General features: G+C 34.3%; 16 protein-coding genes. 6 read left to right on the forward strand and 10 right to left on the reverse strand.

All coding sequences use genetic code 11. From position 1 onward, the window contains the following. Positions 1 to 267 precede the first annotated feature (267 nt). From BK054_RS17265 to BK054_RS17285, 5 genes are all read left to right on the forward strand, one after another. On the forward strand, positions 268 to 876 hold the full coding sequence (locus BK054_RS17265; protein ID WP_036497053.1) for a class I SAM-dependent methyltransferase: 609 nt from the start codon (positions 268 to 270) through the stop codon (positions 874 to 876). Positions 877 to 884: 8 nt separating this feature from the next. Continuing rightward, positions 885 to 1,418 (forward strand): GNAT family N-acetyltransferase, encoded by a 534-nt coding sequence (locus tag BK054_RS17270; RefSeq protein ID WP_006258410.1) that lies wholly within the window; start codon positions 885 to 887, stop codon positions 1,416 to 1,418. 76 nt (positions 1,419 to 1,494) lie between these two features. Beyond that, the gene (locus tag BK054_RS17275; protein WP_006265745.1) at positions 1,495 to 2,622 is read left to right on the forward strand and encodes a GNAT family N-acetyltransferase; all 1,128 of its coding nucleotides are present in this window, start codon (positions 1,495 to 1,497) and stop codon (positions 2,620 to 2,622) included. A 4-nt stretch (positions 2,623 to 2,626) separates the two neighbouring features. Beyond that, positions 2,627 to 3,172, forward strand: coding sequence for an STM3941 family protein (locus BK054_RS17280; protein ID WP_006265746.1), 546 nt, complete (start codon positions 2,627 to 2,629; stop codon positions 3,170 to 3,172). Between the two features lie 6 nt (positions 3,173 to 3,178). Beyond that, on the forward strand, positions 3,179 to 3,679 hold the full coding sequence (locus tag BK054_RS17285) for a ClbS/DfsB family four-helix bundle protein (protein WP_071307587.1): 501 nt from the start codon (positions 3,179 to 3,181) through the stop codon (positions 3,677 to 3,679). Between the two features lie 72 nt (positions 3,680 to 3,751). Here the strand turns inward: BK054_RS17285 and BK054_RS17290 are convergent, their stop codons facing one another. The 7 genes from BK054_RS17290 to BK054_RS17320 all read right to left on the reverse strand — a co-directional run bounded on the left by BK054_RS17290 (position 3,752) and on the right by BK054_RS17320 (position 9,160). Continuing rightward, positions 3,752 to 4,306: a hypothetical protein gene (locus tag BK054_RS17290; protein ID WP_071307588.1), complete on the reverse strand. Its 555-nt coding sequence runs from the start codon at positions 4,304 to 4,306 to the stop codon at positions 3,752 to 3,754. Between the two features lie 309 nt (positions 4,307 to 4,615). Then, the gene (locus BK054_RS17295) at positions 4,616 to 5,374 is read right to left on the reverse strand and encodes a DUF2314 domain-containing protein (RefSeq protein ID WP_006265750.1); all 759 of its coding nucleotides are present in this window, start codon (positions 5,372 to 5,374) and stop codon (positions 4,616 to 4,618) included. Positions 5,375 to 5,508: 134 nt separating this feature from the next. Then, on the reverse strand, positions 5,509 to 6,051 hold the full coding sequence (locus tag BK054_RS17300; RefSeq protein WP_006265751.1) for an RNA 2'-phosphotransferase: 543 nt from the start codon (positions 6,049 to 6,051) through the stop codon (positions 5,509 to 5,511). Next, a complete protein-coding gene (locus BK054_RS17305) occupies positions 6,051 to 7,400 on the reverse strand; it encodes an SMI1/KNR4 family protein (protein WP_006265752.1) in 1,350 nt (449 codons plus the stop codon). Before BK054_RS17305 ends, BK054_RS17300 begins: the two co-directional genes overlap by 1 nt. A 99-nt stretch (positions 7,401 to 7,499) precedes the next feature. Beyond that, complete coding sequence (locus tag BK054_RS17310; protein ID WP_006261670.1) at positions 7,500 to 7,916, reverse strand: hypothetical protein; 417 nt, start codon at positions 7,914 to 7,916, stop codon at positions 7,500 to 7,502. Positions 7,917 to 8,109: 193 nt separating this feature from the next. Then, positions 8,110 to 8,652, reverse strand: a complete 543-nt coding sequence (locus BK054_RS17315) for a HutD family protein (protein WP_006261671.1) — start codon at positions 8,650 to 8,652, stop codon at positions 8,110 to 8,112. A gap of 19 nt (positions 8,653 to 8,671) precedes the next feature. Then, a complete protein-coding gene (locus BK054_RS17320; RefSeq protein WP_006261672.1) occupies positions 8,672 to 9,160 on the reverse strand; it encodes a hypothetical protein in 489 nt (162 codons plus the stop codon). Between the two features lie 265 nt (positions 9,161 to 9,425). On the opposite strand from BK054_RS17320, the gene BK054_RS17325 reads away from it, so the two are divergent. Then, the gene (locus tag BK054_RS17325) at positions 9,426 to 10,685 is read left to right on the forward strand and encodes an alpha/beta hydrolase family protein (protein ID WP_006265753.1); all 1,260 of its coding nucleotides are present in this window, start codon (positions 9,426 to 9,428) and stop codon (positions 10,683 to 10,685) included. Positions 10,686 to 11,277: 592 nt separating this feature from the next. Here BK054_RS17325 and BK054_RS17330 read toward each other — a convergent pair. The 3 genes from BK054_RS17330 to BK054_RS17340 all read right to left on the reverse strand — a co-directional run bounded on the left by BK054_RS17330 (position 11,278) and on the right by BK054_RS17340 (position 13,340). Further along, a complete protein-coding gene (locus BK054_RS17330) occupies positions 11,278 to 12,333 on the reverse strand; it encodes a hypothetical protein (protein WP_006265754.1) in 1,056 nt (351 codons plus the stop codon). A gap of 237 nt (positions 12,334 to 12,570) precedes the next feature. Further along, complete coding sequence (locus BK054_RS17335; protein WP_006264147.1) at positions 12,571 to 12,858, reverse strand: GNAT family N-acetyltransferase; 288 nt, start codon at positions 12,856 to 12,858, stop codon at positions 12,571 to 12,573. Positions 12,859 to 12,938: 80 nt separating this feature from the next. Next, positions 12,939 to 13,340, reverse strand: coding sequence for an OsmC family protein (locus BK054_RS17340; protein ID WP_006265755.1), 402 nt, complete (start codon positions 13,338 to 13,340; stop codon positions 12,939 to 12,941).

The following is a 13,340-nucleotide window of genomic DNA, read 5'->3' on the forward strand; positions in this document are numbered from 1 at the left end:
ATCTGACTTTTTTTGTTTTTACTCTAATACATCAGATATAAATTCTCTCATCTAGCTATACATTAACCTACCATCACCATACCGACATTCCACTTACATGGAGAGCCCTATTAGCTGTGTTGTCCTATACCTAGTTTGTCTTAGGCTTCATAATTAAGTTTAGTTTGAGTTATTGACTTTTGATTGACTATAAAGTACTTTTTATTAAATACGTTTTCCTTCTTGATTAAGGAATTACTACTTTTGTTATTTACTATTTTAGATGCCATGGAGAATATAAAAGAACATTGGGAAGGTGTATATAAAACTAAAACACCAGATCAGGTAAGTTGGACACAAGTAAAACCGATTAATTCACTTCGTTTAATAGAGAATAGTAATATCTCTAAAGACGCTAAGATTATCGATATTGGTGGTGGAGATAGTAATTTAGTTGATTACTTACTAGAAGAAGGATATACGAATATCACAGTGTTAGACATCTCTGGAGAAGCACTAGAACGTGCGAAGAAGAGATTAGGTAACAAGGCTCATCAAGTAAAGTGGATAGAAAGTAATATCACTACCTTTACCCCTACTGAGCAATACGATGTGTGGCATGACCGTGCGGTATTTCACTTTTTGACAGTTGAAGAAACACAAGCTTATACACAGTTAGTTGCCAAGGCAGTAAAAGAAAATCTTATTATCGCTACGTTCTCTAAACAAGGACCTCTGAAGTGTAGTGGATTAGAGATTATCCAATACAACGCAGAAGATTTGAACGAACTTTTTAAAGAGTCTTTTACACTAAAAGACAGCTTTTATGAAGATCATATTACACCATTTGACACCAAGCAGAACTTTGTGTACTGCCATTTTAAAAAGAATAAATAATAACAAATATGGGATTTAGTAGAGATATCCAATTTTCTTCTGATAGACTGTCTTACCTAGTAGTAAACGACAGCTTTAAAGAAGATATTTTTCGTGAGTTAACACCTACAGTAGCTAAGTTTTTACCTTTTATACCAACAGGTAAAATCGAAGACACACAGGGTTTTATTGATTATAGCTTAGGTGTATTAGACCAAGGTACTGATATCACTTTAGTAGCAGTAGATAAAGAGACAAAAGAGTTTATCGGATGTTGTGGTATACACGATGTGAATGAAGAGTCTATCTCTCTTGGTATCTGGTTAAAAGAATCTGCTTTTGGCAAAGGATACGGACAAGAACTTATCACTGCATTAGAAACTTATGTAAACGAAAACCTTACAGTGGACTATCTAATCTACAATGTAGAGAAGAATAACCATGGAAGTATTAAGATAGCAGAGAAATTAGGTTATGTTTACCATAGTGATTTCGTGAGAAATATCAGTGAAGAGAAGATACTTAATATGCTTCAATACCGCAAGGACAATAAAAAGAAGTAATAAATAAGAAATTTAAAAGTTCAAAGAGCACAGTGTTTTTTGAACTTTTTTTCAATAATTGAATACAATATAGATTATGCGTTATAAAATAACAGAATTAGAACAGATCGACTTTAATACCATTCCTTGGGAATTTTTAGTACACTATAATGGACGTGCAGATGATTTGCCACCATTGCTAGATCAGGCTATAAGCAGTGATATTAGAGACAGTAGATATGCTCTTTTTTCTTTAGCGAATAATATAGAACATAAAGGTGGAGTGATTACCACTACTCCTATTGTATTGATACGCTTATTTCAGTTACTTAAAGAAACGCCTTATAATCAAGATATGTTATTGCGTGTTATCCTAAAAGTCGCTAAGGCAATAGGCTTTCAATGGGAGCTTTTTAGAGATAGCAATGAATTTGATAACATCCCTTCTATCCAAGAACTATACAGTACCCAATCTTCGTTCTTATGGCCTGAATTCGAAACAAGAGAACAAGATGCAATGATATGGGCTGCTACAGATATGCAAAAAGTTTTTGACTATGCATGGTACTATACGAAAGAAGTCCTATGTGCTTACCAACCTGTCTTAGAGCAATTAGTCGCCCGTGATGATATAGAACAAGGGCTTATATACGACATACTCACTGTAGTTAAGATGGTAAAAGATCAACAGAGAAATATCATTTCTCTTGATAAGACTTGGACTAGTGAACACCTAAAATACGTTATCGTAGAAGATACCTATCTAGACGACTTTTTAACTAATCTAACACCTGAAATCACGAGATTCTTAAGCTTTGACGCTAATGGTAATCAACCTTTGTTAAAAGAGTACATCAGACGTTCACGCATCGAAATCGCCAATGGTACAGCCTTAGTATTAGTGCTATTAGACAAAGAAACCAATGAGTTTATCGGAAGCTGTGGATTAAGCGATATCAATGAAGAATCTGTTGAAATAGGTCTTTGGATTAAAGCCTCTAGACAGGGCAAAGGATATGGCACAGAGGTTACTAAAAAGCTGATAGAGATAACCAAGGCAGAGATCAATACCTCATCTATACTTTATGCAGTAGAGAAAGGTAATGAAGCAAGTGTAAGCATTCCTAATAAGTTCGGTTTTATCCATGCGTATGACTTTATCATAGAACCTAGTCCTTTAAAAAACAGAATGAGAGAGATGCAACAATTCATTTTAACGTTATAACCTCATGGATACCTCACTACCAATTACTTATTCGATTAGCAAAGGCAAAGTTTTCTTGTACCTTATGGGATCTTTATTACTTGTAGCAGCAGGAATACTTGTATTCTATAACTGTCTGTATCACAAGGGAAGGTATTTCTTAGGTTCTATAGAACTGACCTATGCTATAGCTGTATTGGCTATAGTATTCTTTGGATATGCTTCCATAATGTTTATTAGTAAATTATTTAGTAATAAACCAGGTATTGTCATTAATGAACAAGGGATACTTGAGAATGCCACTGCAGTAGTGAATGGATTAATCCCTTGGCAAGATATTACTTCTGTTGAACTCTATAAAATGCAGAGTCAGAAGTTTGTATTGATCTATGTGAAGAATCCTGAAGAATATATCGCCAGACAAAAGAATATGATCAAGAAGAAATCAATGCAGGCTAACTTAAAGACACATGGTACTTCTATATTTATCAATACCAATATGCTTAACGTATCAGATGTAGAATTGGCAATTGCTATTCAACAACAACTAGATAAGAATACACTTAAATAAACTACCATGGCAAGACCAACTAATAAAACGAAACTAATAGCCCTATCTAACGATTTGTTTGACAAGTTGATATCAGTAGTTGAACCCTTAGATAACGAGCGTTTAAACAACGATTTTACAGAAAAGAGTCTCAACAAAAATGTGAGAGATGTACTTATGCACCTGCAAGAATGGCACAGCATGTTTATGTCTTGGTATCAAATAGGTATGGCAGGAAGCAAACCTATTATGCCTGCTGAGGGCTATACGTGGAAGACGACTCCTGAATTAAATATTGCCATTAATCAGAAGTATCAAAATACAGCTGTACTTGACAGTATTCAAAAGATTAAAGAATCTCATAACGCTGTACTTCAAATCATTCAACAGCACAGTAACGAAGAACTATTCGAAAAGAAGAGATATCATTGGACAGGAAGCACCTCATTAGGAGCTTATCTCATATCCGCTACTTCTAGCCATTATGACTGGGCATTAAAGTTCCTGAAGAAAAACGGTATTAAATAAGTTACTTGATATTATTTTGAATTAAATACCGTCAACTCTTAATTCCTAATTCCCCCGTGTAGAGCAAAGCCGTCAACTGTCAACTGTCAACCGTAAACTATAAGCCATAAACTTCTTCGCCTTATTCTGATAAGCGACTGTTCGCTTAGCGTAATTCAGCTCTATCACCTCGCTGATTAGCTTCATATCCTCTTGATATTGATGCCCTAATAACATCAAAATATCCATCGCAAAAGCTTCTGAAGCTACTTTAGAATCAGTAGACAGCCACAGCAGAGAGACATCTACTAGTTTTTTTTCTTGTGCAGGGGTACGCACTAACTTTTTACTTTTGGCTACCAACCAACATATACGACTTATCAGACGTTTACTTGATTCATTAGTAATGAACTCTGCATTATTTATAAAAGTGTCTAAATAAGGCTCTAAACGTAGGATATCCCTATCTAGAATATCTTGCAACAATACAGTAGACATCACATGAATAGCATCATCGTATTCGAAGCTATATTTCAGCAAAAACTGTAACACTTCTTCATCACTACCAATAACTGCTAAAGTGTCCATACGACTCTTAACGTGTATATCTGTTTCTAATACGATTTGATATAGTTCTTTATGTGTCATTTTAATTATTACTGATGTTCAAATATAATCATAAATGGAAATATACTAATCCTCTAAACATACCAAATACCGCAACTAAAAACCGTACAATACACTGTCAACCACAAACCGTAAACCGTCAACCGCAATATATATCCACCATCCATGTCGTGCTGACAAAGTCTATGCAAGCAGAGTATGTGAAAAACATCTCTCATAAAACTCTACAAAGTAACCACAATACACTGTTAACTGTTAACCGAAAGCCGTTAACCAAAAAAAGCCCTAGTATTATTTACTAGAGCTTTCCTACTTTTATTTAAAAACTGATTATCCTAATACAGGGATGATATGCTCCCAGTTTAACTGCTTTGCGTAGTCTACTGGAGTTTTACCTTCATTATTTGGTTCATTCTTATTAGCTCCTTTTACCAATAATACCTCAACACTTGTAAGATTACCCGCGATAACTTCTTTGTGTAAGAACGTATATCCAGCCTCATCCTTATTCGTTACCTCATCAGGATTCTCATCTAAGAATTTCTCTAAACTCTCTTTCATATTCTTACTCATAGGGTGCTCTATAAGATTCTCAGGATGCTCCTTTTGTTCATATACATAGACAACATCATTAAAATCTCCGAACTCAAGTCCCCAAGCTTCATCATGTTCTTTTCTCTCTTCTTCAGTCATCACAGAACGCATAGCCTGCACAGTAAAACCTCCAAAAGATTTACCTTGACTAATAAACATCCAGTCACTAATCTGATCAAGAGTTACTCCTATTTGCTCTCCTTCTTCTATATTCGTTAGTATATTAGGCTGATTTAATAGCTCTCCATAGATAATATCTCCATCGAAGTCTACATCACCGATCCACATATGCTCTACTACAGGCTCTTCTTCTCCTTCTACCTCTTGTGTGAAAGCCACTTTAACACTAGCCATATCGAAAGCAGGTACTATTCTTCTATATTCCCAAGACAACTCTCTCCAAAAGTATTTGAAGGTATCTTGAGCTTTTTTATATGCCTCTATTAAGATAGGGTCATCTCCTTTTGCATAAAAAATCGGGTTCTCTTTTTCCATAATAAGTGTTTTATCTATTTAATAAAATAGGCTACTAGAACTCTATAACCTACCGTGCAAAAATACTTATCTCTTTTACATATTCAAGTAATCAAAACAAGTATAGTCCTGCATTAACACAATTTTAATGCTCTTTATTTAGAGATATACTTCGGATCGATATAATCTGTTAGCCACACCCCATTAGCAGATTGATAGAACTCTATTCCCTCTTCATGCATCTTACTCGCTAAGATAGTTAACACTACCACTCTACCATGACGAGACCCCACACTGATAGCAGTCTCTTTATCCTGGCTTAGATGTACATGCTGTCTACTCATCTTCTTAATCCCCTCTTTCCCAATACCGCTCAAGAAACGATCGGCTGTACCATGATATAAAAACTGTGGTGGCTCTACAGGTGTAAACTCTAAGTCAACAGCGATAGAATGTCCTTGATTAGCTCTTATCTTAGTACCATCAGTACTATAGGCATATCTCTTCTTATTGTTAGTCTCTACGATCTCGTCAAGCTCTTTCTTGGTAAATGAGACTCTGTGTTTACCACATTTACTGATTAATTCCTCTACATCAGCCCACCCATTATCGTCTAATTGTATTCCTATTTTACTTGGTTCATGTCTAAGTACTAGACTTAAAAACTTTCCTATACTTTTCTTTCTACTTTCGTCCATTATCTTTCTAATCCTTCTAAACTTAGGCCTAACTCTTTAAGTCTATGCTCTAAATTTACTATAATATAATTCTCCTCTTCACTTGCCTTGTATTTTTTATACACTGCGTTATAACACGGTAGTAATCTTTCATCGTTTACTTCTTTTAAACCTTGTAGAGCATATAAAACCACTCTCTCATCATCGTCATGTAAACATTGAATGAATTGACTTAGATATTTCTTCTTGTTCTTAGCTTCTCCTAGCGTATAGATAGCCGTTGCACGTATGGCCTGATTAGCAGATTGAAGACCTGTTAACATTAAATCACCGTAATCATCTGTTGCTTTTGACACAACGTAAGTATAAAAACGAAAGGTCTCCTCATCATTGATAGTATTACTTAATGGAGTAATGAACGGCAACCAATACGCCTTGTCCTCTGCATACCAATGTATTATTTTTAAAGAGACAAGAAGGTTTTGCCCTATTAATTCTTTGACAAAAGGAATAGCTCTTTTAAATGCTACTTTTGCCAAAATCATCGTAAGAGAACTCCTTATGTCATCGTCTCTCTCCTCAGAAAGAACATATTCTATCTCTTGAAGAATAGCTTCACTAATCTCTTTCTTTTGACTTAGACCGACTAGATACTCTAATTTCTCCTCTTTATCTTCAATGGTTTTAAATGATTCCCATAGTGATTCACTACTTCCTCCTCTAGCATATCCAAACCATCCAGCATCTTTACTTACTAACTCTCCTGATATAATCTCATCTAACCATCGCTCATACCAGTCTAAGAAATGTTCTTCATAAGCAAAGCTTGGTTGAAAATCTTCATTTATATATACAATTCTTCCTCGATGCTCCCCATTCATCACAAGGCAAGTCGTAATAGCACATCCTTGTGTACCGATAGCTAATAAACCACTAAATAGTTTGTTTTGAATCTCGTAGTAATCTTCATCAGACAAATCGTCTTCTTGTAAAGTAAGAGTTAATGCTTCCCATTCCTCCTTAGTCATTTTGGGATCTAAAATACACGCTTGTGCTATAGATCTCTTTATATCCTCTACAAATACATCGATTAAATTGGTTCCTAAAGGATATATACCATAATAAGGTCCTGCAGCACTACCCCCATAAGCATCTTCTTGATTAGTTCCATTTCCTACCTGAGTAAGAAAAGCGACATAAGCCTCAGGCAACTCTACATTGTACTCTTGTTCAAAGTGTTTAATATCTGTATGACGTACTACTTCTCCTATTCCGTATTGATGTGAACTTGCTCCAAAAACTTGATATTCCTTATCAAAATCCTTAATCGTACTAAGCTTATCTTTTATTCTCTCTATCTGTACATTCATAATTTTCTTTTTCCTACTACAAAGAAAGTGAATTTAACCACATAATTATATCGCCATAAAAAGGTATCTTAAACGATAATACTATTGGTAATAACAATTTTAAAAATTACTTGAAAAGATACTTAAATCACTCCCATCATAATCTGGCATAAAATATTGAAGTATTGGGATATAAGCATTGTGCATCCCACTGTGTTCTTTTATTTTTTTCTTGTTTTTCATGATAAAACCATCGTAGAAACAATTCTTTTCTTCTCCTAATACTTGCAAAACAGCTATATCTAAATAAGGATGTCTTCTACTGAAGGATTCTATCCCATTGTCATACGCGAATACCTCTTTTACTTCCTTTGCCCCATTGACTAGAGTATCGATATCTCTATATACAACCAGGAATTGTTTCTGATGGCATACCACACTAACAATATTACTAAAAGGAAATAACTTACTCAATTCTTGATTAAAAGCATTCTCATTACAATCCACTAAAGGCACTACGATATAAGACATTTCCATATACAACTCAGTTTAATGTTATCTTAATCCAAGTTACTATATATAATACACTGTATTGTAATCCAAATCTTAAGTAATTATAACTAAATTATTAAAATCACACTAATAAAGAAACAAATCAAACTTTTTAACCTTTATTCTATATAATATTAATATTAGACAAATATTAATCTATTATTTTAGTACTCTATATTTACCAATATCCTATAATAGCTTTCTGATCTAAAGTAAGAGATATATCATCAGACTCTTCATTAATGATTAATAAACAATCATATTGTTGCATTGAATAACACACATCATTAACCACTGCGATACTATCTACTAATGCGAATATAAATAGGTATACTGCTTTAGTATCTAACGCATCAGAGCTAATCTGTACTACTTCATCCTTTATAGATTGATGCAACATTAGATTAAAATCTTTACCTAAGGAATAAGAAGTAATATCTTCTTCAGAACCAAAAGAGAAAAGAGTATGAGTAGTATAATATTCCTCTTTCCCTTGCCTATATAGCTTTAAATCTCCTTCTAGCATAGATAGATATCTCCTATATCCATTAAAACGGGTAAACTCAGAAGGAACTACTTCTATAGTAGCGCTGCTTATTCTAAATATAAAATCCTTATCTGCATATTGAGCATTGTATGGATATATCACATATTCATTCGTCTTACCTCCAGACCAAACACTTGTTTTGATCTCTTCTTTTTTTATTACTTCTATTATCATACTAGCTACAGTTCACTATTTATTCAGCTATAAAACGAACATCTTTCTCATTCGTTTTATCCACCACTAATATAAGACATGGATGTATAGTAAAACTCCTATTTTCACCACTTTGTTTAATTGTATAAGACAACTCCAATATATCACCTTTCTCTACTAATCTATTTATCTCAAAAGAGGTATCTCGTTCAGTACGTTGTCCTACTAATGCTAAAACGAATGACTTTTTAAAATCTATAGGTGTAGGTGTCCCCTGTTCTCCCATTGTAGTTGCAGTACCAAAATAAGACTCAAAGTGATCTTGTGAAGTAATACGTAGACTTTCTACTTTAGCATTCTCTATAGTATTAAGCACAAAGTAGTTTTTAGCCTCTATGTAAGGCACATCTTTAGTCATTACTTTCTCCATTTCTTTTACTTCTTCTATCGCTATTTTATTAGTATTTCCAATATTACAACTTGTCAATACTATTGCTAATACAACTAATATCCATGTATTTCTTTTCATCTTATTCATTTATATAAATAACTATTCCTCAATAAATTTATTGTAAGTCGTTCAAGCTTTAACTATTAAAGTTTAACTATTAAATCCCAAATAAATTTGAATTAAACTTATATCTTCAACATAATGGCCTTACATAAGTACAAATTATAAGTTGTAAATAATATAAAATAAACAAACATATAGCGCCACATCATGTCATTATTCAAAGATATTGCTATATTTAGGCTAACCAAATAATCAGAATAATTACAAAAACCGTTTAACTATGAAGAGAAAATCGTTCTTAATAGGAGCTATACTAGCTACTACATTCACCTTTACAATGCTTACATCTTGTGATAGTGATGATAATAAAAATAAAGTCGAAAACGAGAAAGAATATGTATCTGAAAAGGATTATACTCTAGACAAACTAGATGAGGCGAGCTCTATAAAGATAATGACCTATAATATGCCTTATTTAAATGGTAAGAACCAGCATGCTACTGCGCTTATTATGTACCCTAAAACACCTAAGCCAAAAGACGGTTACCGTATCGTGGTATGGGCTCATGGTACAGTAGGAGTAGCAGACGCATGTGCCCCTAGTAGTAATCCGTTAGGAGAAAACTTTAAAGTAACAGCCAAAGCCTTATTAGCACAGGGATATGTAATCGTGGCTCCTGATTATGAAGGACTAGGTACTCCAGGTATACACCCTTACTTACACCTAAAGAGTGAAGCACTATCTGCTACTTATGCTATCAAAGCTGTAAAAGAAAAATACACTAGCGAATTTAATGGAGACTGGATGTCTGCTGGACAATCTCAAGGTGGTCAAGCTTCCCTAGGTATAGCGGAGTTAGCGAATAATGATACCACTTATAAAGGAGCTGTAGCTGGTGCTCCTGCCTCTAGTTTAGGAAAGATCATTCTAGAAGTAGCTCCAGTAGCTCTTGCTAAAATAGAAGCTATGGAAAACGCTAGTCCTACTCCTATACCTTTAGAAAAAAGAAGTTCTGTTACATCTTATGCTACGCTATTAGCTTATGCTACCTTAGCAGGAGTAGGTATCAAAGCAGAAACTCCTTCTTATGACTATACTGCTATATTCGAAGATAGAGCAAAGAACTTTGCTAAACTAGCTGAGGGAAGCAATGGAGATAATGGAGACTGTCTAGACGGAGTACGTCAAGCGTTTATGGCTGATATCATCAAGTATATGAATGAAGATCCTAACAATAAAGTAATGACTTACCCAGGCCTTAACAATGAGAAATTTAAGAATGATCTTGTCATCCAAAAGTTCTTACTAGATAGTCAACCTGGTACTCAAAAAATAGACAAACCTATCTTAGTCATCCAAGGACAAGCGGATACTAATGTACCTGCTATCGTAACTCAAGGAATGGTAAAAGGACTACAAGATTTAGGTTCTCCTAATGTAGAGCTCATCTTAGTAGAAGGTGCTGGACACACTCAAGCTATCGTATGGAAGAATGATGAGCTAGTGAAGTTTATCAATAAATACATGCCTGTTCAATAATAGATAAACATCAAACAAAAAGGTCACTAGCATAGTGTTAGTGACCTTTATTATATCTTTAAATCAGCACATTAAGTCAGAGAATTCTTACGCTACGCAGTAGTTTATTTACTTTTTTGGCTTGACCCTAAAAAGTAACAAAAAAGGTCAAGACTCAACCTAGTTAACGGTCTTCTTACATTTTGATTTGCACTAACATTCCCACGCCTACGGCGGAATGACCGTTAGCAAATCTTCAATGAGAAGACACCCGTTGACTAGCTTAGGCCGAAAGGACTTCGTAATACTATATATGGTTATCAATCCCATTTCATATATCACTTTCTAACTTCATCTTATCAACTCAAGATACATCATCTCTCAATGAAAACAAACAATTAATTCCTCAAAGTCAGGAGACTTTGCGGATTAGGAACAGTGAAGTTTATCAATAAATACATGCCTGTTCAATAATAGATAAACATCAAACAAAAAGGTCACTAGCATAGTGTTAGTGACCTTTATTATATCTTTAAATTAAGTACATTAAGTCAGAAAATTCTTAATTCTTAATTCTTAATTCTTAATTCTTAATTCTTAATTCTTAATTAAACTATATCTCGTGTTGTAATACGAAAGCTTTATTATAAGTCTCTTTGCGTTGTTTACGAGGATAGAATACTAATCCTATCTTACCATCAGTGATAGGACTTATCCCTGATAATACTAAATCGTTATTATCAATAGACAACACTTCCTTAGTCAATAAGTTTTGATATCCTTTTTTATTCTTGTTATAGAACAGTTCTACTAGCTCATCATTCTTAATCACTAACCATCCATTTCCAAACTCAGTCGTGAATTGTACTGCATTAGTATCATCACTTACGCGTTGTGGATGCCAAGTACCGAAGAACTCATCACCGATATTAAATAAGTCACCATACATCCCTTCTCCATCTGCATCTATCTCTACGATACCTATCTCACCATTCTCCTCACATAATAAATATGATTTCTCATCAAATGACAAGGTCAGCGCTTCGTGTACAAAAGGAAAATCAAACTCTAATAATCTTCTTCTCACTTCCTCTCCATTTTCATCTATCTGACGATGAAGCCATCCGTCCTCTACTTCTGTGATGATATGAATCTCTCCATTTCGTACACAGATCTTATTATCTTTAGGAAAAGGAATAGCTACTTTCTTTTCATCTACTAGCACACCATCTTTAAACACTATAACATTCATCACATCTGCCGCCTTTTCGCTCCAGATATCTACATTATAAAAAATAGAATGATCAGTTGTACATCCTACAAAACGCCCATCAAATGACTTGCTACTTTTAAATCCTTTTATACTCTTATCAAATATAGAATAAGAAGTCATCTCTTCTTCCTCTCCACTTACTAGAGAAACAAAGTTCTCCTTAGTAGGGCTTAAAAATAAAGTAGGTAATACTCCTCTAGTCTCTTTCTCCTCTTTTGTATTTCCCTCACTATCAATGATAGTATATACTAATTCGTACGTATTAGTATCTCCTTCATTCGAATAAATATAATTCGCGACTAACAATCCTTCTTTACTCCAACAGTTTCCCTTTACACTTAAAGCATAAGGAACTTCTATTGTAGATATTAATCCAAAAGGTGTTTTTTCGTTCATAAGATTCTATATATTTAATTTGGTACAAAGGTAACAAAAACAATATAGACATACTCGTTAGAACACAAAACTTATTTAGTGGACAGTAGACAGTTTACTGTTAACAGAATTGTCTACAGCCTAGTACTGTAATACTGATGGTGCAGATTTATAATCCGTGACAATCACACCGCACAATAACCACGAAGTACATCTTGTCTATAAGAAAATTCTTAATTCTTAATTCTTAATTCTTAATTATACTAATACGTCTCCTATCTCAGCATGCATCTTTTTAAACATAGCTGATGCAAAAGGACATAACGGCAATACCTTTAAATTCTTTTCTCTTACGTAAGGGATTACTCCTTCAAGCAATATAGCCTTTCCTACTCCTTTACCATTAAATGCCTCTTCTACTCCCGTATGATCTATAATAATCTTATCTGTACCTGCTACAGAATAAGTCATATCTCCAGCGCGTTGCCCGTCTATATAAGCGACGAATGCGCCTTTTGTTTCTTGGGCTTCATGTTTTATTTCCATAGTATATTTCTTTTATTGGTTAATACTTTTCTTTTTTCTTAATACTCCTTATCGGTTTTCTGTTCCCTGTTTCCCGTTGTCTAAACAGCTAATTCTGTATTAATGGTTACCTCTCCTGTCAATACTTTATGTACAGGACACTTATCAGCTATAATAGCCAATCTCTTCTGCATATCAGCATCTAATGATGCACCTTCGAAAGACACCTTTCTATTAAAAGTAGTCTTTGTCCCTGTAGTGTCTCTAGTCATTTCTATTTCCACCACGATCTTCTCAGCTTCCCACTTCTTTCTATCCATATACATTCTCAGTGTAGCTGCTGTACAGCTAGCTAGTGAAGTAGCTAATACTTCGAATGGGTTAAACCCTTTATTCTGTCCACCCAAATCAGCAGGCTCGTCAGTAATCAATACATTACTACCTGCCGTAACCTCTGTATAATATAACTCTGTACCTAAAACGGCTTTTACTGTTACGTCCAT

Source organism: Myroides sp. ZB35, from assembly GCF_001865835.1.
GTDB classification, from domain to species: Bacteria; Bacteroidota; Bacteroidia; order Flavobacteriales; family Flavobacteriaceae; genus Flavobacterium; species Flavobacterium odoratimimum.

Coding starts and splice junctions, on each gene's coding strand:
- BK054_RS17265 (WP_036497053.1), top strand. CDS start 268: ATGGAGAATATAAAAGAACATTGGGAAGGTGTATATAAAACTAAAACA.
- BK054_RS17270 (WP_006258410.1), top strand. CDS start 885: ATGGGATTTAGTAGAGATATCCAATTTTCTTCTGATAGACTGTCTTAC.
- BK054_RS17275 (WP_006265745.1), top strand. CDS start 1,495: ATGCGTTATAAAATAACAGAATTAGAACAGATCGACTTTAATACCATT.
- BK054_RS17280 (WP_006265746.1), top strand. CDS start 2,627: ATGGATACCTCACTACCAATTACTTATTCGATTAGCAAAGGCAAAGTT.
- BK054_RS17285 (WP_071307587.1), top strand. CDS start 3,179: ATGGCAAGACCAACTAATAAAACGAAACTAATAGCCCTATCTAACGAT.
- BK054_RS17290 (WP_071307588.1), bottom strand. CDS start 4,306: ATGACACATAAAGAACTATATCAAATCGTATTAGAAACAGATATACAC.
- BK054_RS17295 (WP_006265750.1), bottom strand. CDS start 5,374: ATGGAAAAAGAGAACCCGATTTTTTATGCAAAAGGAGATGACCCTATC.
- BK054_RS17300 (WP_006265751.1), bottom strand. CDS start 6,051: ATGGACGAAAGTAGAAAGAAAAGTATAGGAAAGTTTTTAAGTCTAGTA.
- BK054_RS17305 (WP_006265752.1), bottom strand. CDS start 7,400: ATGAATGTACAGATAGAGAGAATAAAAGATAAGCTTAGTACGATTAAG.
- BK054_RS17310 (WP_006261670.1), bottom strand. CDS start 7,916: ATGGAAATGTCTTATATCGTAGTGCCTTTAGTGGATTGTAATGAGAAT.
- BK054_RS17315 (WP_006261671.1), bottom strand. CDS start 8,652: ATGATAATAGAAGTAATAAAAAAAGAAGAGATCAAAACAAGTGTTTGG.
- BK054_RS17320 (WP_006261672.1), bottom strand. CDS start 9,160: ATGAAAAGAAATACATGGATATTAGTTGTATTAGCAATAGTATTGACA.
- BK054_RS17325 (WP_006265753.1), top strand. CDS start 9,426: ATGAAGAGAAAATCGTTCTTAATAGGAGCTATACTAGCTACTACATTC.
- BK054_RS17330 (WP_006265754.1), bottom strand. CDS start 12,333: ATGAACGAAAAAACACCTTTTGGATTAATATCTACAATAGAAGTTCCT.
- BK054_RS17335 (WP_006264147.1), bottom strand. CDS start 12,858: ATGGAAATAAAACATGAAGCCCAAGAAACAAAAGGCGCATTCGTCGCT.
- BK054_RS17340 (WP_006265755.1), bottom strand. CDS start 13,340: ATGGACGTAACAGTAAAAGCCGTTTTAGGTACAGAGTTATATTATACA.